Genomic DNA, 21,375 nt, shown 5'->3' on the forward strand with positions numbered 1-21,375 from the left:
GCGGAGATACCATGCAGCAACAAGATGTCATCGTTCTGGGCGCGGGTATTGTCGGTGTTTCGGCTGCGCTCCACCTACAGGCGCGGGGACGGTCGGTCGCGCTGGTTGATCGCGGCGAACCCGGGCAGGGCACAAGTTTTGGCAATGCCGGGCTTATTGAACGATCAAGCGTCATTCCATATTCGTTTCCGCAAGGATTTGGCACGCTTTTGCGCTATGGCTTAAATCGCCGTTCAGATGTGCGTTATGATCCGTTTTATGTTTCGCGCATGGCACGATGGCTGTTTCATTATTGGCGTGAATCTTCGCCAGAGCGCCTGAAGGTTGCAACCCAAGCGATGCTGCCGCTTATTGAAGCCAGTGTGCAAGAACATGATGCGCTGATTGCGCAGGCTGGTTGTGAAAGACTGGTTCGTTCACAGGGTTGGATTGAGGTTTTTCGCAATGTGCCAGCATTCGAAGCCGCTGTTCAACGTCTACAGAAGTTACAATCTTATAATCTTGCTCATGATGTGTTGGATGCGAACGCGCTCAAGCAGCGCGAGACGACGTTGGGTGATGTGGCTGGTGGCGTACACTGGCTTGATCCGAAAACGGTCGTCAATCCCGCTGGTCTTGTGCAGGCTTATGCTGATCTCTTCAGCAACAATGGCGGAACTATTCTTAAGGGCGATGCTGTTTCGCTGGTTCAAAACGGCGATAGCTGGCAAGTGACAACTGAACTTGGCGTAATCAACGCGCGTGAGGTTGTTGTGGCGCTCGGGCCGCAATCAGGTTTGGTTTTCCACAAATTTGGCTATCCAATTCCGCTTGGTATCAAGCGCGGTCATCATATGCATTTCGAAATGCAGGACGGCGCACGGCTTGGTCATACGGTTGTCGATGAAGAAGCAGGCTATGTGCTCGCCCCTATGGTGCAAGGCGTACGGCTTTCAACAGGCATAGAGTTCGCTTCCCCTGATGCACCAGCCAATTTTATTCAGCTTAAGCGCGCAGAGAAGGTTGCACGGCGTCTTTTACCGCAGCTGGGCAATGCAGTTGAAACCAAACCGTGGCTTGGTCTGCGTCCGTGTTTGCCTGATATGCGTCCAGTGATCGGACCGGCACCGCGTCATAAAGGTCTGTGGTTTGATTTCGGACATGCACATCATGGCTTGACGCTCGGTCCTGCGAGTGGACGCCTTCTTGGCGAAATGATGACGGGTGAGAAAACATTCACTGACCCAGCTCCTTATTCAGCAAAACGGTTTTTGTAACGCTTCTCAAAATTTAGTGAGGGTCTTGTCAGACGCGGCCAAGCAGGGGTATCAATTCCTCCCCCATTCAATCCGCGTTCAGCGGCCAAACCGATCCGGAAAATCTCGTGAAAATGAAACCTTTGGGCCGTACGGGCCTTAATGTAACTGAAATTTGCCTCGGAACCATGACTTGGGGCGTTCAGAATACCGAAAATGATGCGCATGAGCAGCTCGATTTCGCTGTCGATGCAGGTGTCAATTTTATTGACACCGCCGAAGGTTATGCTGTTCCTATGAGCGCCAAAACCTACGGCAAGACGGAAAGCTACATTGGTAGCTGGTTCAAAAAATCCGGAAAACGCGACCGAGTAATCCTCGCCAGCAAGATTGCAGGTGGTGGTCGACAGGAATGGATTCGTAATGGCGATAAGCCAAATCGCGCCAGCGTTCGTGAAGCCGTTGAAGCAAGTCTGAAGCGTCTTCAGACCGATTATATCGATCTTTACCAGATACATTGGCCTTCGCGCTCGCATTATCACTTCGGTCAGGGGTGGGATTTTGATCCTTCAAAGACGGAAGCCAAGGCAGAGCGTGAGCAAATCCACGATGTTTTGCTGGGACTTGAAGATGTGGTGCGGGATGGAAAGATCCGTCACGTCGGCCTTTCCAACGAAACTGCGTGGGGCACCATGCAATGGCTCAAAATTGCCGAAGATCATGGCCTGCCGCGCATGGCCTCTGTCCAGAACGAATACGGCCTTTTACAGCGCCAGTTCGACCTCGATATGGCCGAAGTATCGCTTTTTGAAGACGTAGGTTTGTTAGCCTATTCCACGCTTGCCGCCGGTGTGCTGACGGGCAAATATCTTGACGGCAATGTGCCTGCCGGTTCGCGTGCGTCAGTCATGGACGGTGGCATGTGGCGCGATAATTCCTATTCGGAACCCGTTGTGCGTGCTTATATCGATATTGCGCGTAAACATGGCCTTGATATTGCGCAGATGGGAATTGCTTTCTCGCTGTCGCGCCCATTCATGACATCTGTTATTGTCGGTGCGACAACGGTAGAGCAGCTCAAAACCGACATAGAGGCAAGTGATCTTAAGCTTTCTGATCAAGTGCTGGCAGATATTGAAAAGACCTACCGCACTTTTCCGCGTCCAATTTAAAATATAGCTATCCCTTGAAATAAATCTCATGTTTGACATGCCAGTCACCGATTGGCGTGTCACTTGAGGAGCTGACAATTACCAGTCGATCGAAGCGCAGTTTGCGTCCTATCAGTGAATTGGCAAGACGCTTTATCTCCACCTGTTTGCGTTCCGTATTCTCCACGCCATAGGCGAGCGAGACATGCGGCATAAAGCTTTCAAAGCTCGCTGCATCGGAAATCTCAAGCGAGTCCCGCTTCAAACGCATTAATTCCGGGACTTTTTCGAGCTCTGCGTAAAATGAGCGGAAATAAGCTTCGCTTGCTGCCACATCTTTAATCGCAACTTCGATCGGCTTGCGCCCGATTGCAAGGCTTGCCACTTGTGGTAGAAGTTCTTCCGCAGAAAGCTTCATATCCGGCACGAGCGTTGCATGCGGTTCAAACACCGGTGAGCCAAAACATTGGCTTAAATCAGCAACAATTTTACTTAGAAATTCGAGATCATCGCGCGCAGGGCGCAGCCATATGGAATGATCAGACATTCACGATTTTCTTTCGGTTGCGGTGTATTTAGAGCGCGCGCACGCTGCCACGCAAAATCAGTGGTGTGTCGATCATCACCATTTGCGGTGGTGAATTGGGAACGCTTTGTCGCTCATCAAGCATGCGTATAATTTCGGCTGACAGGCGTTCTGCATTCTGATCGAAAGTTGTAAGCCTATAGGCACCCCAGCGTGCTTCCGTCACATTGTCGAAGCCGATGACGGACAGGTCATCCGGTATCGACAGGTTGAAGACTTCACGCGCGCAATCAATCAAGCCAAAAGCCATGAGGTCATTGACGCAGAATACGGCTTCAACCCGGTCACGCTCGCTAAGCAGAAGGGATGCCGCAGCAAATCCGCCATCGTAATCGGTAAGTTCGCCGCGTTGCATGCTGACATCCAGACCAAGGCTCTGGGCGCGCGCAATATAGGCTTCTTCGCGTTCAAGAAGATTGGGACTGCGGACATTCGATGTGACAAGCCCGAGCCTTTTCATGCCGCGTGCAGCAAAAACATCAATAGCCGTTTCGGCAGCTTGTCGGTTATTGATGCGGATATGATCGGGGCCGTCTTCATTGCGACCAACAACAATCAACGTATGTCCGTTACGTTGCGCAAGTTCAACAAAGGACGATGACGGCATGCCGGAAAGTACGACCGTTGCCTCTGCACGATAGCGTAGCAGCGTCTGGTGAGCAGCAGCGAGGTTTTCGCCATGCTGTCCTGTCGGGATGAGCACTGGCACACTGCCGCGTGCAGTCAAACGTCGCGAGAGCGCTGCGATCTGACGCGAGCGAAATGGACTTGCCGGATCTGCGGCAATCATGCCGACAATATGACTGCGTTTCGCAAGCAATCCACGCGCAAGATCATTAACCTGATAGCCGAGCTTTTCCGCAGCTTTCAGCACCTTTTCGCGGGTGTTGGGCGAAACGCTCGCGCCGGGAGTGAAGGTGCGCGAGACCGCCGAGCGAGATACGCCAGCCTCGACTGCGACTTCATGTGCGCTGATAAAGCGCGGTTGGTTTTCGGGAAGCTCTTCCTGAAAACGATCTTTGTCGGCCATAATTATCGACCTACTTTCGAGAGGACGTCTGCACGCAAGAAGCGCTCGACAACAAACATAAACGCAATAGACGGCACCAGAAGGATCAATGCGCTGATTGATGCAATCTGATAATTGCCGCCTGAGCTTGCTGTATAGAGCATCAGAGGCAAGGTTGTAATATCCGGCGCGCCCACAAAATATGTACCCGTGAATTCATCAAGTGATTCAAGGAAAACGAAGATCGCACTGGCAAGCAGGCCGGGAGCGGCGATTGGCAGCGTAATATGGAAGAACGTTTTTAGCGCGGATGCCCCCATGGAGCGTGCCGCTTCTTCCAGCTCGCGGTCAATGGCAGAAAAAGCCGCAGTTGCAATCCAAACCGCATACACGAGGCCATGCGTGACATGTACAAGGACAACCCCGGTAATCGTGCCGTTAAGCCTCAATGAATAAAACATCTGCGCGATATTCACATAGACAGGCAGGTTCGGAAAAGCTTGCGGGATCAGCAATGTGAGCAGGATCAGACCGCGAAACGGCAGTTTGAGGCGCGCAAGTGCATAGCCTGCCGGAATAGCCAGTCCAAGGGAAACCACCACTGTCAAACTAGCGATAATCACGCTAGTTGTGAGCGATGAGAGCGCATTGCCGCGTTCCGAAAATACATTCGCCCAGAAAGAAAAGCCATATTGCAACGGCAGAGTATGCGGGAAATACCAGCGTTCTGCTACAGCCCATAAAAGCAGATTTGCGAGCGGACCGAAGATTGCCAAGGCCAGCAAGCCAAGCAAAAAGCCACGCGGTATCCAGCGCCAATCAATTGCGGTGCTCATCAGCCATGCTCCTTCATGGTTTGGCGCAGATAGATCCAGGCAACCAGACTGGTCATCAGGAGCGAAATGGTGCCAAGCGCATTGGCAACGCCATAATCGCCATAGGCATTGATACGGAAGGCCATATTGGCGGTGATCATGGTTGGCGATTGCGCGTTGATCATCAATGGCACGGAAAGCACCGACATCATGGTGACGAAGCTCAAAATCAGGCCGACGAGCAAGGTCGGGCGAACTTGCGGCAATATGATTTCGATCAGAATACGCAGGCGTCCGGCACCGAGATTGCGGGCAGATTCAATCGTGCTGCGATCAATCGATGCCATGGCACCTGCAAGCAGCAATGTAACGAATGGGGTTTGTTTCCAGACAAAAGCGATGACGATGCCGCGCCAATCGAGAAAGCTCATGGCTTGTAACGGTGTTAATACTCCGCTTTCAATGAGCAAGCTGTTCATCAGACCATTTTTGGCGAGAAATGTCCGCAAGATCTGGCCGACAACAATAAACGGAATGAACAGCGGCCAGCGATAGAGCCAGCGAAGCACAGTCACCGCGCGTTGATTGGAACCGAGCGTCAGATAGCCGCCAATCGCGATTGCAAGTATAGCGATGAGCGCAGAGGACAGAGTGACGATCACAAAGGTAAAAAGCATATCGTTTGAGTAAAGCTCAAACGCTTTTGTGAAATTGCCAAAGCCCCAGACTTCGCCGACATGAAATGCACCTGTAATCGCGCCGAAAAGCGGAACGATAAACAGGAACAGCACAATGGCAAGGGCTGGCGCTACCAGCAAAAAACCTGTCATTCTCTGTGACATGGAGATTCCCCGAACGTGTGAAGTATGAACCGGGCGCGCGTTAACTCGCCCGGCTTATGCTTTCATCAATTGGCGACGTGACGCTCGTAAGCTTCCAGAATTGCCTTGTTGTATGGGGCAATCGGGAAAGGCTTGCCGTATTTGGCGAGGTCTTCAGGCGAAATATCGGTGAAAAGCTTGTTCCACGTATCGGCATCAAGTTCAGCTTTGACGTGATCGGCATCAATGCCCGGATACCAGTTGAAACGCTCGACAATGCCTTCGGCCTGAACTTTCGGGCTGGTTGCGAGTGCAACAAATTTTTCAGCCAGTTCCTTATTGGCGCTCTTTTCAGGAATGACGTAATGCATTGGCTGGCCAGGCATGCCGGGCTCTGGCAGAACAAGCTTCATTTCTGGCGGAAGCTGACCATTGGCTTTCCACGAATAGAACATGTCGACCCAGACAGGCCCAATGGCGATTTCGCCACGGCTGAGCATGTCAAGAGTGCCAGCATTGCCGGGAGTTAACGTTGCATTGGTGGTGAAGTCTTTGAGCGAAGTGAAAGCCTTGTCCCAGTTCTTGGCTTCGCCATCTTCAAACGGTCCTTTCATGAGCTTTTCTGCATCACCACCACCATAGGCATAAATCCAGCCCATTACGAAGCTCACGCCCGAGGCGCCGCCCTTGATGCCGTTGTAGCCGAACTGCTTTGGGTTTTCCTTGGCCCAAGTCACCAGTTCGTCATAGCTCTTTGGCGGGTTGGCAACGAGTGCGGGATTATAGGCGAGGGCTGTCTGGCTGTTGAACATTGGCATGACATAGCCGTCAACATTGGAACCAAGTGCCATCTTGGCATTGTCGCGGGTGACGAGCTTACCGCTGTCGATCTTGCCGCGATAGTTTTCGAGAAACTTCTTTTCGACCATAGGGCCAGCGAATTTCTCATGAACGACGGCAACGTCGGCGTCCCACTTTTCTACGCCAGCCTTCGACTGGGCTTCAAAGCGTTCGAGAATTTTTTGTGAACCCGCATCGCCTGGACCGGTGCCGACCACACGCACTTTCGCGCCGGGATTTTCTTTCTCAAACAACGGTCCGAGATATTCATTGACGTAGTCGACCATGTTCTGGTCGCCTGCAGTCAGAACTGTCAGTTCCTGCGCTGCCGCAGGTGACGCCGTAATGCCTAAAGCCAGAACGGTTTTCAGGATCGTTTTCATCGAATAGTTCCTGTTTCTGCATCCGCTTTGCGGATGATTGAGACGGTTGGATATTGAGTATCCGGTGAGTTGTGATCGGGAATGTTGGGCTGCTGCGGAGAGTTTAAATCCCGTAATTCCGCTGTTTAACGCTTACGGTATGCACACCTGTGCACCTAATTTCAGGTGCCGGATTTACTTATCGAACAGAAATAACGCTTGTTCGGGAATGTGGATCTCAACGTGAGAGCCGGGTTGATGGCTCTCAGGTGTATCGATCAGAATATGCCTGTCGCCAACATGGATCATGTGACGCCATAATCCGCCCGGATAGCTTGTCTGATCCACAATGCCAGACAAGACGAGTTCGGGGGTGGAGCTTTTGGCGGGAGTGTTGGGGGCTGTCAGATAGGCTGCTTCGCTGCGAAAACGTGTCGAAGCGATGCCGTCTGATAGATTGCGTCGGCTTGCCGGGATTACACTTGCCTTATTGTGAGCACCAGATGCGATCTCAATGCGATCAGCGCTGACACTAACGGGAAGTTCGATTAGGTTTTCAGCGCCCATGAAGGCTGCGACGAAATCGGACGATGGATGATTATAGACTTCTTCAGGAGCGCCTGCTTGTGCCACTTCGCCATTGTTGAGAATCACGATTCGGTCGGCCATGACCATGGCTTCCTCGCGATCATGCGTTACATGCACCGCCGTGATCCCAAGACGACGCTGCAAAGCGCTGATCTCGTGACGAACTGATAAGCGAATGCGTGCATCGAGATTGGAAAGCGGCTCGTCAAGCAGCAGAATATCAGGCTCGATCGCCAGCGCACGACCTAGTGCAACACGCTGGCGCTGGCCGCCTGACAAGGCTGCTGGCTTACGATCAAGAAGGGCTGCAAGACCTAAAAGCCGCGCCACTTCTTCAACTTTCTGCCGGACTTTTTCTTTGGCTGTGCCGCGAATGCGCAAGCCGTATCCGATGTTCTGCGCAACTGTCATATGTGGCCAGAGTGCATAGGACTGAAACACCAGAGCCATGCCGCGCTTATCGGGTGGCAGGCGGGTGACATCTTTGCCGCCAACGCGGATTGCGCCGTTGGTTGGTGTGTTAAAGCCTGCTATTGAACGCAGCAAAGTGGTCTTGCCGCAGCCAGATGAGCCGAGCAGTGCTACGAATTCACCCTTTTTGACCGATAGGTCTACGCCTTTAAGAATCTCATTATTGCCATAACGGACGCGTGCATCCGCTACCTCCAAAAACGCAGGCATATGTATATCCTCCCCAGGATTGACGGCCGGTATTATTTTTTCTGCACAGCCGTGCAATCGAGATTGAAGCATTTTTATTTTACCTCGACAAGCCGCAAATTTAATTACGCTGGAAAATCGTGAGCAACGCTTTTGCACTGTTCTTTGATATGGCTATCTAACGAGGATTTATAACAGTCATATGACTGGTTCTGCGCAGCTGTGCAAAAAACGTGGACAGCTTCGCAAAGCTGTCCACGCTGCACGCAAGCTGTTCCGACATGAAAGGACAGCTTACAAGATATGCATTCAGGCTGTTTCCGTCTCATGGCGCGCTTCTGTTCGGGCTGTGCGCCATGATGAGAACAAGAAAGCTCCAATGAAAATCAAGGTCATCAGCAGAACGATGGTTGGTGCTGGTGCACTGTCGATGAAAAAGGACAGATAAACGCCCAAGAACGACGAAATAACTGCGACGATTACCGCGACTATCATCATGCTGCTGAAACGTCGTGTCAGCAGAAACGCGATTGCACCGGGAGCAATTAGCAGGGCTATGGCAAGAATAATGCCGACTGCCTTTAGAACCCCAACGATGGTCAGTGAAATCAGGCATAAAAGTCCATAATGCAGAAGCCTTACGGGTAATCCGACTGCGCGCGCTTGTGCCGGATCAAATGCATGGAGCAGAAAATCCCGCCATTTAACGATTAGAACACCGGCAGTCACAGCGGCGATGATCGCAGTTTCAATAAGATCGCTGGTATTGATGCCCAGAATATCGCCAAACAGGATATGATCGAGATGCACATTGGCGCGTACTGACACATAGAGAACCAATCCGAGCCCGAACATACCGGAGAATACGATTCCCATCACCGTATCCTGCTTGATGCGGCTGTTTTCTTTCAGAAAACCGGTGGCGAGAGCGCAGACCATGCCTGCAATAAATGCGCCGATCCCGAATGGCAGGCCGACCATATAGGCAATGACAACACCGGGCAGTACGGCATGGCTGATGGCATCACCCATCAAGGACCAGCCCTTGAGCACCAGAAAACAGGAGAGAAGGGCGGTTGGAATTGCGATCAGCACCGAGGCGATTAGCGCATAGACCATGAAATCGAACTGAAACGGCATCAGCAGCATCTCGAAAAAGCTCATGGCGCAACCTCCTGCAATGCCTTAGCGGCTCGTCTGCGCGCAGCTAACATGCCGTGCTTGGGTGCCAGAAAGAAAACCGTGAGGAACACAAGCGTTTGCAATACAACGATAATGCCGCCCGTAGCGCCGTCCATGAAATAGCTGACATAAGCCCCGATAAAGCTGGTGAGCGATCCAATGATCACTGCAATCCATAAAAGCCGTGAAAAGCGATCTGTCAGGAGGTAAGCGGTCGCCCCCGGGGTCACGACCATGCAGATCACCAGAAACGCGCCCACAGTCTGCATCGCGGCCACTGTGGATGCAGAAAGCAGCGTAAAGAACATGATTTTCAATGCAGTTGTTTTAAGACCAATCGAGCGTGCATGGCTTTCATCGAAAAAGACGACCATAAGGTCTTTCCATTTCAACAAAAGCAAAGCGAGCGAAACGAAGCCGATGATCGCTAACTGCAGAATATCGCCGGGTGTGATCGCCAGAATATTGCCAAGTACGATAGTCTGGATACTGATCGAAGTCGGTCTCAGTGAAATCATGAAAAGACCAAGGCCGAAAAACGCCGTGAAAATCAGCCCGATAATCGCATCTTCTTTAAGCTTTGTGCGCTGATTGAGAAATAGCATCGCTGCCGCTGCAAGTCCGCCGGAAAAGAATGCACCGATAGAGAAGGGCAGGCCCAGCATATAGGCGCCTGCAACGCCCGGAACGATGGAGTGTGATAGAGCGTCGCCAATCAACGACCAGCCTTTGAGCATCAGATAGGCGGATAGAAATGCGCAAACACCACCGACAAGGGCTGAAACCCACATGGCGTTGAGCATATAACCATAGCTGAACGGTTCAAGCAGCAGGGCCATCATTCCTGCGTTTCCTGCTTGTTTTCATATAGCACAAAAGGCCGTTCATCATCGGTAATCACACCAATGGCTGAACGGTTTTGTTTGGTCTTTTCATCCAGAATGAGATGGCGCAGCACGCCGCCAAAAGTCTTTTCAAGGTTGGCCTGCGTAAAGATTTCTTCCGTCGGTCCGTAGGCGAGAACCGTGTTCTTGACGAGAACCGTTCGATCGCAGAATTCCGGAACACTACCAAGATTATGCGTGGATACCAGCATCACACTACCTTCATCGCGAAGCCCGCGCAGAAGCGTTACAATTGCTTCCTCGGTTTTTACATCGACGCCGGTAAATGGCTCATCGAGAAGAATAACCTTTGCGTCCTGCGCAAGCGCACGCGCAAGAAACACACGCTTTTTCTGACCACCGGAGAGTTCTCCGATTTGCCGCTTGCGGAATTCGAGCATGTTGACGCGGTTCAATGCGTTTTCTACCGCCTCATGATCGGCACGACGCGGAATACGCATCATACCCATATGACCATAGCGGCCCATCATCACCACATCTTCGACCAGAACCGGGAAGTTCCAGTCGACTTCTTCGCTTTGCGGCACATATGCAACGAGGTTCTGTTTCAGCGCCTGTTTTACAGGCTGGCCGAGAATGGAAATCTCGCCTCTAGCCAGCCGCACAAATCCCATAATCGCCTTGAATAGCGTGGACTTACCAGAGCCGTTCACACCGACAAGCGCTGTAATCGTGCCGGTTGGAATTTCGAAATTCGCATTGCGAAGCGCCGTATGACCGTTGCGATAGGTGACGGTTGCATCTTTGACTCTCAAGCCGTCAGCCGCGCTTTGTTCAAGCGCGGCCTTTGCATAATGATGATGATCTATCGGAACATTCATTGTTTGAGGCCTTTGGCAATCGTACCCGATGTGACTTTCAGTAGGTCGATATAGGTCGGAACCGGACCATCTGCCTCTGAGAGAGAATCGACATAGAGTATGCCACCATATTTGGCGCCCGTTTCCCGCGCCACCTGTTTAGCTGGCGCTGCCGAAACGGTGCTTTCCGAGAACACCGCAGTAATATTATTCGCGCGCACAGCATCAATCACTTTGCGCACTTGCTGAGGTGTTCCTTGCTGGTCGGCATTGATAGGCCAGAGATAAAGCTCTTTGAGGTCGAAGTCGCGAGCAAGATACGAGAATGCGCCTTCACTGGTTACAAGCCAACGCTTGTCTGCCGGAATCATCTTGAATTCCGCCTTAATCGGATCAATGGTCGCTTTTATCTTCGCTTTGTAATTTTCAGCATTGGCTTTGTAGGTTTCTGCATTGTTCGGGTCATATTTGACAAATGCATCGCGGATGTTATCGACATAGATAAGAGCGGACGTCGGTGACATCCATGCATGCGGATTGGGTTTACCACTATATGGCCCCTCTGTGATGCCCATCGGCTCAACACCGTCGCTCACCACCGAACTCGGAACATTCTTAAGACGCGAGAAGAATTTTTCAAACCACAGCTCCAGATCAAGACCGTTCCAGAGAATGAGGTCCGCGCCCTGCGCCTTGATAAGATCGCCCGGTGTCGGCTGATATTCGTGAATTTCAGCGCCCGGCTTGGTAATCGATTCAACTGTTGCTGCATCTCCCGCAACATTGCGTGCAATATCGGCTATGACTGTAAATGTCGTGACTGCCTTGAATTTATCAGCGGCAAAAGCGTCGCCTGATGCAATTAACATCAAAAAGACAGCTGCCAGACTTGCAACCAAGCCACGTTTGATCGGTCGATGCATTGCTTTCTCCTACGAAAGAAATCTTTAAACGTCAGAATAGCTATGAGGATTTTCATTAATGCGAATAATATGCATTTGCATAAAGCAATTAAAACTAATTTTCAAGTGCTTTTGCAAATCATTTGCAAATAACGAGAGTTGTCAATTTTTATCAGAATAATTTTTTTAAAATTACACTTATAAATTGTATTATTTTTGTTATTGTGCAACTTTTCGTTCTGCAGGAACTGGGCTCATTCACCATTTCCGGTGGCAGCAATCGATTCAAAAAACAGAATTAACCGTATGGCGGGACAATAGATTTTCGCATTCATTTTTTGCTTTTGATTTAATGACGGGGAATAATAATGAGTGAAAATGAAAATAAGGAAAAACAAGGATATAGAAGTAAATCTGGAGTTATTAGATACGAGATTCAGGGAGGGGGCTATGAAATTTCGAGAGATGCCTTCACTTATACACGCACCAGAATTGGTGCGAGTACCTACGTTCCAAAGCATATACTGGCTATAATCCTCCTTAATCCAATTCGCAACCTAAGGTGGAATACGGATGGCCATGATGAAATATTGCTAAGCTGCGCTTCAGGAACCGTTTTAATAATGCCAGCATCTAAGACGACAATTATAACTTGGCCGAAAGAGTCTCACATATTGAAAGTATCAATCAGTCAGGATGAAGATTTTGGGCAAGATGCACTGGAAATCGCATCACGGATCGGCGATGTGGCGGGCGGAATTTTGATGTTTTCGAGCAAGCAATTTCTAAATGTCAGTGAGTTAATTTTTGACGAGTTGCAGGAGGACGCAAGCGCGGGTGAACGCTATCTCAAATTGCTTTATTCTATAATTCTCTATTTGTTCGCCCATAATGCAATGTCAGCCCGTAGTTTCAGTAGCGCGCAGGCTGGATTAAGTAGTTATGCTTGCCGACAAATTGAGAGTTACCTGAAAGAGAATTTTCGTAGTCAGTTAACTGTGCCGGAGATGGCTGCGATGCTTAATATGTCGGCGGGACATTTTTCGATGTGTTTTCGCGAAAGCTTTGGCCTGACGCCGTATCAGTATTTGATAAGATTACGGTTAGATGAGGCGGAAAACTGGCTTATGGAAACCGACATGTCGATTAGCAAAATTGCGGCACTCCTTAAATTCTCAAGTCAGAGTCATCTAACCACCGCACTGAAAAAGTATCGTGAGCTAACCCCAGGAGAGGTGAGGCGTCGTGGGAAACGACGAGATTCTGGAGGAGTGCAACATTGATGCACTTCATTTTGGCGAACCCTAAGTTGCTGTCGGTGTAGAGCCGCGCTTAAGCCATTTGCGCCAGATGTGAACTTCACTCTTGCGACGCCAGCGCCTAACGCGGTGAGAATCGTTTGAAAGAACGATTAGGCCAAGCGGGAGCATCCAGAATCCAAGGATCGGCAAGAAACCAAGTGCGCCGCCAACCACGAGCGATCCACCCAGCGTTCTGCGCATTGCAATTGATTGGGGCATAGGGATTCGCTTCCCAAGAATCACGATTTTGCGTTTTGGTGGTTTCAGGCCGTCTTCTTCGATCACTCTGTCATTCTCGCGGTGTTTGAGTTCTCTAATTCGTTCGTAGAAATATACCAGATAATATAGGGTTTCGTGAACTGAATGCAAAAAGTTGGAAAAAAATAAAAATAGGGCTTGGCAAATCAGAAATCCTCCTGCTATACGCCACCTCGCTGACACAACGAGCACCTCTTCCCCGGTAGCTCAGTGGTAGAGCAACCGGCTGTTAACCGGTTGGTCGCTGGTTCGAATCCGGCCCGGGGAGCCATCTCTTTTCGTTAAGTGATTGAGATAGCATGTTTTCCAGAAGACTAAATAATTATTTAACTTACGTCTTATCTCCATTAAATCGCTTTGCCTGAACGAGTGCGCCGCGCGCGAACGCTTGGCTCGGAGATTATTTTGACCATTTGCCCGATAGTTAAGTGGTAGTCGTCGGCTAATTCGCGATCAATTCACTCAACTCGATTGACGAACAATGACACCAATAAGTTTGCGGCAAGTTTTGTTTGGCTTCTCTGGCGCTGCGCAATGCGAGTAAATTGATTTATTGTCTCATTCTAAAAATCTTTGAATTTTAGCAATTCCAGAAAAATGGTGAACCAAATCTGTTCAGCTGCGTTGTTTACAGGTCATTAACCATGATCGGAGGCAACAATGCTTTTATACTCACGAATTGAGACCTTAGTTACGGCAGCATTTTTGGTCGTCATTCCTTTGATGCTGCTTCTTGGTTAAGTCGTTGAAGAATGCTTTTCATGTCAGCGTCAGAGCCAGATCCCATTTTTGAAACGCCTGATATTCTTTCGAAGTCAGGCGTTTTTTATGTGTGATTAGAATGACATTATTTCATTTAATTTCATAAGGTGGCTAAAGGTCTTTCTTGAGAGAAAAATGAAGTGATAACATTGATTTTATTTAATGTTTTGCTTCGGATTCATTCATATTGCGTTCACCTGTTTTCCAATATGCTGAAGCCAGAACAAAGGAGTATCCCATGATTAAGAAAGCCGTACTCGCCGCCATTGCACTGTCGTTTATTGGTGCTCCTCTCGCTCAGGCGCAGAACTATAATCAGCCGCGCAAGCAGGGCTATAGTCATGCTGAGCCTCAGCGTCCCTCATATGGCAAGGATTTTAAGCGTCATGACCGTCGTGACCGCGATCACAAGCGCTGGCAGCGTGGAGAGCGTTATGGTGATTGGCGTCGCCATCAGGAAATCCGTGATTACAAGCGTTATGGTCTTCGTAAGCCCGGTCGCGGTCAACATTGGGTGAAGGTCGATAACCAGTATCTGCTTATCACAGCTGCAACTGGCCTTATCGCAGGCATTCTGGCGGCTCGTTAAAGCTAGACTAGTTTATTCGAAATTTTTAATGATGCAGACAGTTCGCTGTTTGCATCATCTTTGCGTTTCCTGTTATGCGCGTGTGAGGTTATTCACGCCGGCTTCTCTTTGAAATGCTTGCCGATGTCCCTTTACATCTGCAATGTGTCACAATTCGTATTTGCGCTGAAAGCGGAGTTTCATGCATGAGTGGCTTTCTGGCACTTCTCGATGACGTTGCGGCGATTGCCAAAATTGCTGCGGCGTCAGTGGACGATATATCCGCCAACGCCGCAAAAGCTGGAACAAAGACAATTGGCGTGCTGATTGACGATGCAGCCGTCACGCCGAAATATGTTGTCGGTATTACCGCTGCACGTGAACTGCCGATGATTGGCAAAATCGCGATGGGCAGTCTCAAAAACAAGGCGCTGCTTATCCCTGCCCTACTTGTGCTTGATTATTTTTTGCCTGTCGCAATCACTGCATTGTTGATGATTGGTGGAGCCTATCTTTGCTTTGAAGGTGCCGAGAAGGTGTGGCACAAACTCTTTCCAGCCGAAGAGCATGCTGAAGATGATACTGAAAATGGTAAGGATGCAACTGCGCTTGAGGAAAAGCGTGTTGCTGGCGCCATCAAGACGGATTTGATTCTCTCAGCCGAGATTATGACGCTTGCGCTCTCAATGATTGAAACCAATTCAATCTGGATCGAGATTGCAACGCTTGCTGTCGTGGGGATCATGATCACGGTTCTTGTATATGGCGTTGTAGCGGTAATCGTAAAGCTTGATGATTTTGGTGTGTTGATGGCCCGTAAAGGTCGGCTCTCAGCAACACGTACATTGGGGCGATGGACGGTGCGCACAGTCCCAAAACTGCTTCTGGTACTAACGGTCGTGGGCACCGCAGCAATGTTGTGGGTTGGTGGCAATATTTTCATTCATGGTTTACATGGGCTGGGTGTTCATCAGCCATTCGCCTGGATCACAGAGACCGCAGCTGGCATTGCAGGGCAGGTGACAACAAATCTTTCAGGTTTTATTGATTGGGCTGCCACAGCCTTGGCAGATGGTATTTTTGGTTTTGTGCTTGGCTCGCTAATTGTGCTTTTCATGATGAAGATCGTGTCGCCGCTTTGGAGTGCCGCAAGGCCGTGATGACTGTTTATCGTCCTCAAAGACTTGCATTCGCCTCGTCATAGCGTATGTCAATGCGCGGGGACCTTGCGGATATGTTACGATTAAATTCCATCAGAAAGAATCTGCGATATTCGGCTTTTCGGGTCGGATTGAATGCGATTGCTTTTTCGGGTCTCAACCGATTGTTGCCATCAGCCGCCGGGCGTGGGGTGATTTTTACGTTGCACCATGTGGGGCCGGATCGGGCAGATGATTTTCAGCCTAATGCCATTTTGTCTGTAACGCCTGAGTTTTTACAGCAGACAATCGAGACCGTGCTGGACGCTGGTTTGACGCCAGTACATTTGCATGATTTGCCGCAACTGCTGTCAGATAAATCGGACAATCGAAAGTTTGTTGCTTTCACCTTCGATGATGGCTATCGCAACAATGCGCAGCTTGCGGCTCCGGTTTTGCGACGATTTGGTGTGCCATTTACCGTGTTTCCGGCGATTGGTTTTATTGATCGCAGCCGCACGATCTGGTGGGAGACTGCTGAAGCACTGCTCAAGAACACCGCGCAAATCAGGTTTGATTTCGGCCGAGGAATTGAAACAGTCAAAACAGCAAGTGCTGCCGAGAAATACGAAACCTTCGAACGGCTTGGCAAATATGTGCGCCATTGCGATGAGGATGAGGCGGTTCGGCGCATCGATAAACTTGCCATCAGCCAATGTGCCGTCGATCCATCGGAAATTGTAGAGCGGGTAGTTCTAAGCGTAGCAGAGCTTCGCGCGTTCGCCGCTGATCCACTCGTTCGCATTGGCGGGCATACACTGAGTCATGTAAATCTGCGCCGCGTGGACGATGAGCGATTACGCCACGAGATTGAAGGCTCCACCGAAGCAATCGAGAGTTATGTCGGCTATCGGCCCAAATCCTTTTCTTATCCTTATGGCTGGTGTTCCGCGGTTGGACCTCGCGAAATAAATGCAGTTATTGAGGCGGGTTATGATGTTGCTGTTACAACACGGTCGGGCGTATTGCACTGCAACGATGCGATGCATCCAACCGCAATCAGACGCATATCCTTGAACGGAAATTTTCAGAAGCAGCGTTACGTCAAGGCGTTGATTTCGGGGCTTGCTTTCAAGTTTCTATAATTTCGGTTCTGAGCCAATCAGTTCAGCGCCAAGCGCGCGCGCAGTTTCTGAAATATCGGGGTTGAAAACCAGCCAATAACCCTTGTCGCTCTTAAAAGTCAGCTCACACGCGCGCACGAGCTGTCCGCGTTGCAATGCACCATCGACCAGCCCAGCCCAGCCCAATGCCACGCCTTGGTCTGCAATAGCTGCTTCAAGCACCAGATTATAGGTGTTGAACACCAACCCGTAATTATGATCATCAATATCTTCATGGATTTGATCAAGCCATGTCTGCCATGTGAACCAGCGATCCCCCTGTAACGTATCGAGGTGAAGCAAAGCCGCTTTACCCAAGTCTTTTCCATCAGGAAAAGGACCGTGACGCTCAAGAAACCCTGGCGAACAAACAGGCATGACTGCCTCGCCAATAAAGCGGACAGCGTCTTTTGGAAAATCATCGCACGATCCGAACAGGATCGCAATATCAGCCTCTCTTTGATCCAGCGGCTGGAGCATAGAAGATGCGGTAATGCGTACATCTACGTCAGGATGTTTTGGGCGAAATTTAGCGACACGTGGCATAAGCCAGAATGCGGCAAAGCCATAATCCGTCGTAATGCGAAGGCCTGGTGTTCGTTGCTTGCGCCTGATTTGCTGTATGGCTTCATCAATTCCATCAAGACCTAGTCGAACAGCTTCATAAAGCATGCGCCCTTCCGGCAAAATTTCCACGCCGCGCGCGCGTCTGGCAAACAACGCAACACCGAGGCGGTCCTCCATGCGCTTTATTTGATAGCTGACCGCAGGTTGTGTCATGCCGAGTTCTCGGGCTGCAAGGGTCAGATTTTCCAATCGACCCACTGCTTCAAAAACGCCGAGACTGCCAATATCCCATGTCGGAGGAACCATAAACAACCTTTATGTCTTCGATAAAAAATGAATGTCTTTTCCCTTATGGATAAAGATGTTTTCTTTAAACATCGAATGCAAGTCATAACGAAATTTGATTGAAAAAATCGTTTCATTATAAGCCGAACAGGGGAAAATAATGCGTACCATCAAGATTACTACACTGGCACTGGCGGCGTTCACAGGCCTTACGGGTGTAGCTTCCGCTGCCGATCCCGCCGCTTGCGAAACTATTCGGCTTTCGGATCCCGGTTGGACAGATATTACCTCTACGAACTCAATCGCCAGCGTGCTTCTTGATGGCCTTGGTTACAAAGCAGATGTGAAAACCATGTCTGTGCCGATTGGCTATGAAGCGCTTAAAACTGGAAATCTGGATGTATTTTTGGGTAACTGGATGCCAGCGCAGCAGAAATTCAGAGATGATTTGGATAGCGCAAAAGCCGCCGAAGTACTGGTGAAAAACCTTGAAGGTATCCGCTTCACACTGGCTGTTCCAGATTATGTTGCTGCAGAAGGGGTTAAGGGCTTCGCTGACCTTGCCGCTCATGGCGATAAGTTCGGCAAGGAAATTTATGGTATTGAACCTGGCGCACCGGCCAATCAGAATATTGAAAAGATTATTGGCGACCAAAAGTTCAAGCTTGATGGATGGAGTTTAGTGGAATCGAGTGAGCAGGCTATGCTTGCACAGGTTGACCGCCGAAATCGTGATAAGCAGTGGGTCGTGTTTCTCGCATGGGAGCCGCATCCAATGAACAACAAGCTCAAGATTCAGTATCTCTCTGGCGGCGATGATTACTTCGGAGCGAATTTTGGTGCAGCGGAAGTCTATACGCTTGGTCGCACCGGATGGTCTGCTGAATGCCCGAATGCTGCAAAATTCTTCAATAACCTTGTCTTCACCGTGGATATTGAAAATGCCTTGATGGGTAAAATTCTCAATGATGGAGTGGAGGGGCCAGCGGCTGCAGCCGAATGGCTTAAATCCAATCCGGAGCAAATTGATAAGTGGCTTGAAGGCGTTACAACATTCAAGGGAGAGCCAGGTGCAGCCGCTGTAAAAGCCAAGCTTGGACTTTAAAATTACGAGAATTCATTTTCGGCGGGCGTTTTGACGCCCGCTTCTTTGCGTCTGCTGACATGATGGTTTAGCCAATGAAAAAGCCCAATATTCTCGTCCTGATGGTTGATCAGTTGAATGGAACGTTCTTCCCGGATGGTCCTGCCGAATTTTTGCATGTTCCACATCTTCGCAAACTTGCTCAGCGTTCAGCCCGTTTTGCGAATTGTTATACCGCGAGCCCGCTGTGTGCACCGGCGCGCGCCTCATTCATGTCCGGGCAATTGCCATCGCGGACCGGGGTCTATGACAATGCTGCGGAATTTTCGTCTGAGATTCCGACCTATGCGCATCATTTGCGCAACGCTGGCTATTACACTGCACTATCTGGAAAGATGCATTTTGTCGGTCCTGATCAGCTTCATGGTTTTGAACAGCGCCTTACGACAGATATTTATCCGGCTGATTTTGGATGGACGCCTGATTATCGCAAGCCCGGCGAGCGCATTGACTGGTGGTATCATAATCTTGGATCGATCACTGGATCAGGCTCGGCGGAGATTACAAACCAGCTCGAATATGATGATGAGGTCGCCTATCAGGCCGAAGCCAAGCTTTATGATCTGGCACGTGGACATGACGAGCGACCATGGTGCCTGACAGTTAGCTTTACGCATCCGCACGACCCCTATGTGGCCCGCAAACGCTTCTTTGATCTCTATGCCGATGTTCCGGAACTGGAGCCCAAAACCGGTCCTTTGACGGAAAAAGAGATTGACCCGCATAGCGAGCGTCTTTTACGCGCCTCCAAGGCGGAAGATTATGATCTGACGCATGAACAAATCAGAACCGCACGACAGGCTTATTTTGCCAATATTTCCTACGTGGATGAAAAGATCGGCAATCTCCTCGACGTAATTGAACGTTGCGGTATGAGCGACGATACGCTGATTGTGTTCACCTCAGATCATGGCGATATGCTGGGCGAACGCGGACTATGGTTCAAGATGAACTTCTTTGAAGGCTCCGCCCGTGTGCCGCTGATGATTGCAGCGCCACAACTCAAAGTCGGCCGTGTGGATATGCCGGTATCTACACTTGATGTCCTCCCGACATTGTCTGATCTGGCAAGCATTGATCTCAACGGTATCATGCCCTGGACAGATGGTGTGTCGCTCATTGATGTCGTATCGGGTGCCATGTCCCGCGGTGCGGTTCCCATTGAGTATTCGGCGGAGGGTACCATCGCGCCAATGGTCTCATTGCGTGAAGGGGACTGGAAACTTAATCTTTGCCGGGCCGATCCGCCGCAGCTTTTCAATCTTTCCACTGATCCCGATGAACTTGACAATCTGGCCCCAAAGCCTGAGTACCGCCAGACTCTGGAGGGGCTAGTGCGAAAAGCGAGTGAGCGTTGGGACCTTGAGCGCTATGACGCGCAAGTGCGGGCCAGTCAGGCACGTCGCCATGTCGTTTATCCGGCATTGCGGAATGGCTCCTATTACCCATGGGATTATCAGCCACTACAAAAAGCATCTGAACGTTATATGCGCAATCACATGGATTTGAACATTCTTGAAGAAAATCAAAGGTTTCCGCGCTAAAACTAATAAAGAGGTCGATCTTTGATCGACCTCTTTATTTCAAAATATCGGAGAGACGCTTTTGTTCTTTCTCGGCACGCTTGAGATTAAGACCGGCAAGCAGATCAAGAATATGTGTTTTCATCAGCTCTGCGGCTTCACTGGTCCTATGCTGTTCAATGGCATCAACCAGGGCGTTGTGCGCATGGCTTTCGCAGGTGGTTTCACGACGCCGCCAATAAAGTGCGATAATTAAGGAGGAGCGCGGCAGAAGATCTGCGACAAATCCTGCTAGAATTGAATGACCCGCAATGCCTGCAAGCTCAAGATGAAAGCGTGCAGACAAACGAATGGCCTCGCTGTCGCGTCCGGCATGAAGGGCTTCATGCTCTTTATCCAGATGATCCCGAAGTTTTCTAACATCGTCTGCACTCGCCGCTTTTGCGGCGAGTGCCGCTACTTCCGGCTCAATTAGCAACCGCGCTTCAAAGACTTCGCGTGCTTCTTCCTGTGATGGCTCGGCCACGAATGCGCCGCGGTTCGGCTCCAAACGTACCAGACGATCATGCGCAAGCGCCTGCAATGCAGAGCGCACAACTGCGCGACTAACCGAATAGATCGAAGCCAGTTCGTCTTCGGGTAATTTGGTTCCAGGCAACAATTGGTGGCTCACGACTGCATCACGCAGCCCCTCATAGACGGGATGCCAGCGCATCGACCCGTTATTGCCACCATTTTCGTTGTTGTCAGTTGTTTGCGTGTCCAGAAAGTTCATTTTCATCCAGATACAAACGATGCAGGGTTATGTC

General features: G+C 50.1%; 21 protein-coding genes and 1 tRNA gene. 9 read left to right on the top strand and 13 right to left on the bottom strand.

Going from position 1 to position 21,375, the window contains the following annotated elements; genetic code table 11:
- Positions 1-11: 11 nt before the first annotated feature.
- Positions 12-1,256, top strand: coding sequence for an NAD(P)/FAD-dependent oxidoreductase (locus CEV31_RS14705; protein ID WP_094507837.1), 1,245 nt, complete (start codon positions 12-14; stop codon positions 1,254-1,256).
- A 113-nt stretch (positions 1,257-1,369) separates the two neighbouring features.
- Entirely contained in the window at positions 1,370-2,407 is a 1,038-nt protein-coding gene (locus CEV31_RS14710) for an aldo/keto reductase (protein ID WP_094507839.1), read from the top strand.
- Between the two features lie 7 nt (positions 2,408-2,414).
- Here CEV31_RS14710 and CEV31_RS14715 read toward each other — a convergent pair whose 3' ends face one another.
- The 10 genes from CEV31_RS14715 to CEV31_RS14760 form a co-directional block, all read right to left on the bottom strand.
- Positions 2,415-2,933 carry a 2'-5' RNA ligase family protein gene (locus CEV31_RS14715; RefSeq protein ID WP_094507841.1) on the bottom strand — a complete coding sequence of 173 codons (519 nt, stop codon included), beginning with the start codon at positions 2,931-2,933 and terminating at the stop codon, positions 2,415-2,417.
- A 28-nt stretch (positions 2,934-2,961) separates the two neighbouring features.
- Positions 2,962-4,002: a LacI family DNA-binding transcriptional regulator gene (locus CEV31_RS14720; RefSeq protein ID WP_094507843.1), complete on the bottom strand. Its 1,041-nt coding sequence runs from the start codon at positions 4,000-4,002 to the stop codon at positions 2,962-2,964.
- A gap of 2 nt (positions 4,003-4,004) precedes the next feature.
- On the bottom strand, positions 4,005-4,817 hold the full coding sequence (locus CEV31_RS14725) for an ABC transporter permease (protein WP_094507846.1): 813 nt from the start codon (positions 4,815-4,817) through the stop codon (positions 4,005-4,007).
- The gene (locus CEV31_RS14730) at positions 4,817-5,638 is read right to left on the bottom strand and encodes an ABC transporter permease (protein ID WP_094507848.1); all 822 of its coding nucleotides are present in this window, start codon (positions 5,636-5,638) and stop codon (positions 4,817-4,819) included. The genes CEV31_RS14725 and CEV31_RS14730 overlap by 1 nt, the downstream gene beginning before the upstream one ends.
- A gap of 65 nt (positions 5,639-5,703) precedes the next feature.
- Positions 5,704-6,840, bottom strand: coding sequence for an ABC transporter substrate-binding protein (locus tag CEV31_RS14735; RefSeq protein ID WP_169717371.1), 1,137 nt, complete (start codon positions 6,838-6,840; stop codon positions 5,704-5,706).
- A 174-nt stretch (positions 6,841-7,014) separates the two neighbouring features.
- Positions 7,015-8,088 carry an ABC transporter ATP-binding protein gene (locus CEV31_RS14740; RefSeq protein ID WP_094507850.1) on the bottom strand — a complete coding sequence of 358 codons (1,074 nt, stop codon included), beginning with the start codon at positions 8,086-8,088 and terminating at the stop codon, positions 7,015-7,017.
- Between the two features lie 288 nt (positions 8,089-8,376).
- Positions 8,377-9,231, bottom strand: a complete 855-nt coding sequence (locus CEV31_RS14745) for a metal ABC transporter permease (protein WP_094507851.1) — start codon at positions 9,229-9,231, stop codon at positions 8,377-8,379.
- Positions 9,228-10,091: a metal ABC transporter permease gene (locus CEV31_RS14750; RefSeq protein ID WP_328587691.1), complete on the bottom strand. Its 864-nt coding sequence runs from the start codon at positions 10,089-10,091 to the stop codon at positions 9,228-9,230. The genes CEV31_RS14745 and CEV31_RS14750 overlap by 4 nt, the downstream gene beginning before the upstream one ends.
- On the bottom strand, positions 10,088-10,975 hold the full coding sequence (locus CEV31_RS14755) for a manganese/iron ABC transporter ATP-binding protein (RefSeq protein WP_235818117.1): 888 nt from the start codon (positions 10,973-10,975) through the stop codon (positions 10,088-10,090). The genes CEV31_RS14750 and CEV31_RS14755 overlap by 4 nt, the downstream gene beginning before the upstream one ends.
- A complete protein-coding gene (locus tag CEV31_RS14760) occupies positions 10,972-11,823 on the bottom strand; it encodes a metal ABC transporter substrate-binding protein (RefSeq protein ID WP_235818129.1) in 852 nt (283 codons plus the stop codon). The genes CEV31_RS14755 and CEV31_RS14760 overlap by 4 nt, the downstream gene beginning before the upstream one ends.
- 401 nt (positions 11,824-12,224) lie before the next feature.
- Between CEV31_RS14760 and CEV31_RS14765 the strand changes: the two genes are divergently transcribed.
- Positions 12,225-13,139 (top strand): helix-turn-helix domain-containing protein, encoded by a 915-nt coding sequence (locus CEV31_RS14765; RefSeq protein ID WP_094507855.1) that lies wholly within the window; start codon positions 12,225-12,227, stop codon positions 13,137-13,139.
- 21 nt (positions 13,140-13,160) lie between these two features.
- Here the strand turns inward: CEV31_RS14765 and CEV31_RS14770 are convergent, their stop codons facing one another.
- Complete coding sequence (locus CEV31_RS14770; RefSeq protein ID WP_235818118.1) at positions 13,161-13,376, bottom strand: hypothetical protein; 216 nt, start codon at positions 13,374-13,376, stop codon at positions 13,161-13,163.
- 235 nt (positions 13,377-13,611) lie between these two features.
- On the opposite strand from CEV31_RS14770, the gene CEV31_RS14775 reads away from it, so the two are divergent.
- From CEV31_RS14775 to CEV31_RS14790, 4 genes are all read left to right on the top strand, one after another.
- Positions 13,612-13,686, top strand: a tRNA-Asn gene (locus CEV31_RS14775).
- Positions 13,687-14,415: 729 nt separating this feature from the next.
- On the top strand, positions 14,416-14,766 hold the full coding sequence (locus CEV31_RS14780) for an RcnB family protein (protein WP_094507859.1): 351 nt from the start codon (positions 14,416-14,418) through the stop codon (positions 14,764-14,766).
- A gap of 185 nt (positions 14,767-14,951) precedes the next feature.
- A complete protein-coding gene (locus CEV31_RS14785; RefSeq protein ID WP_094507861.1) occupies positions 14,952-15,905 on the top strand; it encodes a DUF808 domain-containing protein in 954 nt (317 codons plus the stop codon).
- Positions 15,906-15,979: 74 nt separating this feature from the next.
- Complete coding sequence (locus CEV31_RS14790; RefSeq protein WP_094508556.1) at positions 15,980-17,029, top strand: polysaccharide deacetylase family protein; 1,050 nt, start codon at positions 15,980-15,982, stop codon at positions 17,027-17,029.
- On the opposite strand, the gene CEV31_RS14795 is transcribed toward CEV31_RS14790, so the two are convergent.
- Positions 17,024-17,920, bottom strand: coding sequence for a LysR substrate-binding domain-containing protein (locus CEV31_RS14795; protein ID WP_094507863.1), 897 nt, complete (start codon positions 17,918-17,920; stop codon positions 17,024-17,026). The genes CEV31_RS14790 and CEV31_RS14795 overlap by 6 nt on opposite strands.
- 139 nt (positions 17,921-18,059) lie before the next feature.
- Between CEV31_RS14795 and choX the strand changes: the two genes are divergently transcribed.
- Positions 18,060-19,004, top strand: a complete 945-nt coding sequence (choX, locus tag CEV31_RS14800; protein WP_094507865.1) for a choline ABC transporter substrate-binding protein — start codon at positions 18,060-18,062, stop codon at positions 19,002-19,004.
- A gap of 74 nt (positions 19,005-19,078) precedes the next feature.
- Entirely contained in the window at positions 19,079-20,587 is a 1,509-nt protein-coding gene (gene betC, locus CEV31_RS14805; RefSeq protein ID WP_094507867.1) for a choline-sulfatase, read from the top strand.
- Positions 20,588-20,621: 34 nt separating this feature from the next.
- Here betC and CEV31_RS14810 read toward each other — a convergent pair whose 3' ends face one another.
- A complete protein-coding gene (locus CEV31_RS14810) occupies positions 20,622-21,281 on the bottom strand; it encodes a GntR family transcriptional regulator (protein WP_235818130.1) in 660 nt (219 codons plus the stop codon).
- Between the last annotated feature and the right edge of the window lie 94 nt (positions 21,282-21,375).

It is taken from the genome of Brucella thiophenivorans, assembly GCF_002252445.1.
Lineage (GTDB): Bacteria > Pseudomonadota > Alphaproteobacteria > Rhizobiales > Rhizobiaceae > Brucella > Brucella thiophenivorans.

Excerpts from the sequence above, each read along its gene's own strand:
- CEV31_RS14790 (WP_094508556.1), top strand. The coding sequence starts at position 15,980 with ATGTTACGATTAAATTCCATCAGAAAGAATCTGCGATATTCGGCTTTT.
- CEV31_RS14740 (WP_094507850.1), bottom strand. The coding sequence starts at position 8,088 with ATGCCTGCGTTTTTGGAGGTAGCGGATGCACGCGTCCGTTATGGCAAT.
- betC (WP_094507867.1), top strand. The coding sequence starts at position 19,079 with ATGAAAAAGCCCAATATTCTCGTCCTGATGGTTGATCAGTTGAATGGA.
- CEV31_RS14720 (WP_094507843.1), bottom strand. The coding sequence starts at position 4,002 with ATGGCCGACAAAGATCGTTTTCAGGAAGAGCTTCCCGAAAACCAACCG.
- CEV31_RS14780 (WP_094507859.1), top strand. The coding sequence starts at position 14,416 with ATGATTAAGAAAGCCGTACTCGCCGCCATTGCACTGTCGTTTATTGGT.
- CEV31_RS14750 (WP_328587691.1), bottom strand. The coding sequence starts at position 10,091 with ATGATGGCCCTGCTGCTTGAACCGTTCAGCTATGGTTATATGCTCAAC.
- CEV31_RS14810 (WP_235818130.1), bottom strand. The coding sequence starts at position 21,281 with ATGCGCTGGCATCCCGTCTATGAGGGGCTGCGTGATGCAGTCGTGAGC.
- CEV31_RS14710 (WP_094507839.1), top strand. The coding sequence starts at position 1,370 with ATGAAACCTTTGGGCCGTACGGGCCTTAATGTAACTGAAATTTGCCTC.
- CEV31_RS14765 (WP_094507855.1), top strand. The coding sequence starts at position 12,225 with ATGAGTGAAAATGAAAATAAGGAAAAACAAGGATATAGAAGTAAATCT.
- CEV31_RS14735 (WP_169717371.1), bottom strand. The coding sequence starts at position 6,840 with ATGAAAACGATCCTGAAAACCGTTCTGGCTTTAGGCATTACGGCGTCA.
- CEV31_RS14755 (WP_235818117.1), bottom strand. The coding sequence starts at position 10,975 with ATGAATGTTCCGATAGATCATCATCATTATGCAAAGGCCGCGCTTGAA.
- CEV31_RS14745 (WP_094507851.1), bottom strand. The coding sequence starts at position 9,231 with ATGAGCTTTTTCGAGATGCTGCTGATGCCGTTTCAGTTCGATTTCATG.
- CEV31_RS14730 (WP_094507848.1), bottom strand. The coding sequence starts at position 5,638 with ATGTCACAGAGAATGACAGGTTTTTTGCTGGTAGCGCCAGCCCTTGCC.
- CEV31_RS14770 (WP_235818118.1), bottom strand. The coding sequence starts at position 13,376 with ATGCCCCAATCAATTGCAATGCGCAGAACGCTGGGTGGATCGCTCGTG.
- CEV31_RS14760 (WP_235818129.1), bottom strand. The coding sequence starts at position 11,823 with ATGTTAATTGCATCAGGCGACGCTTTTGCCGCTGATAAATTCAAGGCA.
- CEV31_RS14785 (WP_094507861.1), top strand. The coding sequence starts at position 14,952 with ATGAGTGGCTTTCTGGCACTTCTCGATGACGTTGCGGCGATTGCCAAA.
- CEV31_RS14715 (WP_094507841.1), bottom strand. The coding sequence starts at position 2,933 with ATGTCTGATCATTCCATATGGCTGCGCCCTGCGCGCGATGATCTCGAA.
- CEV31_RS14725 (WP_094507846.1), bottom strand. The coding sequence starts at position 4,817 with ATGAGCACCGCAATTGATTGGCGCTGGATACCGCGTGGCTTTTTGCTT.
- CEV31_RS14795 (WP_094507863.1), bottom strand. The coding sequence starts at position 17,920 with ATGGTTCCTCCGACATGGGATATTGGCAGTCTCGGCGTTTTTGAAGCA.
- CEV31_RS14705 (WP_094507837.1), top strand. The coding sequence starts at position 12 with ATGCAGCAACAAGATGTCATCGTTCTGGGCGCGGGTATTGTCGGTGTT.
- choX (WP_094507865.1), top strand. The coding sequence starts at position 18,060 with ATGCGTACCATCAAGATTACTACACTGGCACTGGCGGCGTTCACAGGC.